Source organism: 'Chrysanthemum coronarium' phytoplasma (genome assembly GCF_000744065.1).
In the GTDB taxonomy this organism is placed as follows: Bacteria; Bacillota_I; Bacilli_A; order Acholeplasmatales; family Acholeplasmataceae; genus Phytoplasma; species Phytoplasma asteris.
Window position 1 is genome coordinate 1 of record NZ_BBIY01000102.1, and the last position, 1,525, is coordinate 1,525.

Sequence of the window (1,525 nt, forward strand, 5' to 3'; positions counted from 1 at the left end):
TTTGAAGTTGTTTTTGTAATTGTTTAGTTTTTAAGTATAATTGAAAAAAATGACTGCACTGTTCAAGCATGTTTGTGATAAAATTCGGGTCTTCTTTGACTTCGATATTTTTGTTGGTTTGGTCGTTTTGATAGACTAAAAAGTAAGCTTTAATTGATTGAGAACAATAAATTTGGGCTTGGAGTTGGGCATAATAGATAGTAGGGATTTTTCCTTCATTTAAAAAGGATTGCCAAGTATAAGAGGCAAAAGAAATGGGGCATTTGATTTCTAAGAGGCTTTGGGATTGGGCGTCCCATCCATCCAAAGAAGCAGACATGAAATCTTTGACAAAGACTTTGGGTTCGAATTGCATTTTTTGTGTTTGGTTGAAAAAATTTCTTGCTTGGGGTTCCAAAATTCGTCCGCGTTTCATTGCTTCGTTGTCTTCGATTGGAGTGCCAAAAACTTTTCTTTTTAATAATTGCTCTTTGGTTTCAAATGGATTTAAGCCCATGATAGCTGCTACTTCGGAAGCATTAATGTATTTTTTGCGATGATTTTGCCAAGCTAAGGTATTTTGTTCTAATTGCATATGGCATCAACTATTGTTGGCACCAAAAGGAAAGCCCAAAAAAAGCCATGGTTAAAACAGTAAGAAAGCAGTTTAAGAAGAATTGTTCTCCTTTGATTTTGCGTCCTTGTTTTTGTTCGGAAAAAGAATTTCCCAAAGAAAAGCTGTCGTTGCTATCTGCTAAAAATAAAGTACTTAAAACGATAAAAGTACAAATAGTTACAAAAAAAACGGTATAATTCATAAAAATCTCCTTTGATTTTGGTAATTTGATTTTGTTGTTTTGTTGTTTTTAAATTTCTAATCGATTTAATAAAATAATGATTGATGATTCGTTTTTTTGATAAATGTTTAAAATTTACTTACTCTTTTATTTTAGCAAGAAAAGCAGTTGTATTTTCAAATATTTTTATATTTTGGGAATTTATAAAGCGTACTTGGATTAAATCTTGCATGATGGCTTCCACTACGCCCAAGCCGAGAGTTTTGTGTTTGACTTTGTCTCCTTTTTGAAAAAAGCCATTTTCATTAATGCAAGATACTTGGTTTGATTGGTTTGGTTGAAATAAATGTGGGGAAAAATAATTTGGTCTTTGGGTTTCTTTTGGAAAAAAGCCCATTTCTTGTAAAAAGCGTGAAGGTTGACTGTCTATTTGTTTGCCATATGAAACTCTTTGATAAGCCCCAGTTAAAAATAACTTTTCTTCGGCTCTTGTAATTGCTACATAAGCTAGACGTCTTGATTCTTCTAAATCGCTTTTTTCTTTTTGGTTGCAATCAAAAAAAATATCTTCAAAAGCAGCTATAAAAACCACTCTAAATTCTAAACCTTTGACTTTGTGAATAGTAGAAAGTTTAACGCGATCGTTTTTGCTTGGGGTTTTGGGGTCTTGTTCGGTTTGTTCGTTAATTTCGCTATACAAAGATATTTGATCTAAAAGTTGGGTTAGTTTTTCAAAAATGTTTCCTTCC

Annotated in this window: 3 protein-coding genes; all 3 read right to left on the bottom strand. The window is 32.3% G+C overall.

Annotation, left to right across the window (positions count from 1 at the left end):
- Positions 1–574, bottom strand: a 574-nt coding sequence (locus OYV_RS03840; RefSeq protein WP_042068386.1) for a YqaJ viral recombinase family protein, incomplete at its 3' end; no start/stop codon positions are given.
- Positions 575–584: 10 nt separating this feature from the next.
- A complete protein-coding gene (locus OYV_RS03845) occupies positions 585–797 on the bottom strand; it encodes a hypothetical protein (RefSeq protein ID WP_042068387.1) in 213 nt (70 codons plus the stop codon).
- Positions 798–915: 118 nt separating this feature from the next.
- Positions 916–1,525 (bottom strand): 3'-5' exonuclease (locus OYV_RS03850; RefSeq protein ID WP_042068389.1); only part of this gene is annotated, 610 nt, incomplete at its 5' end.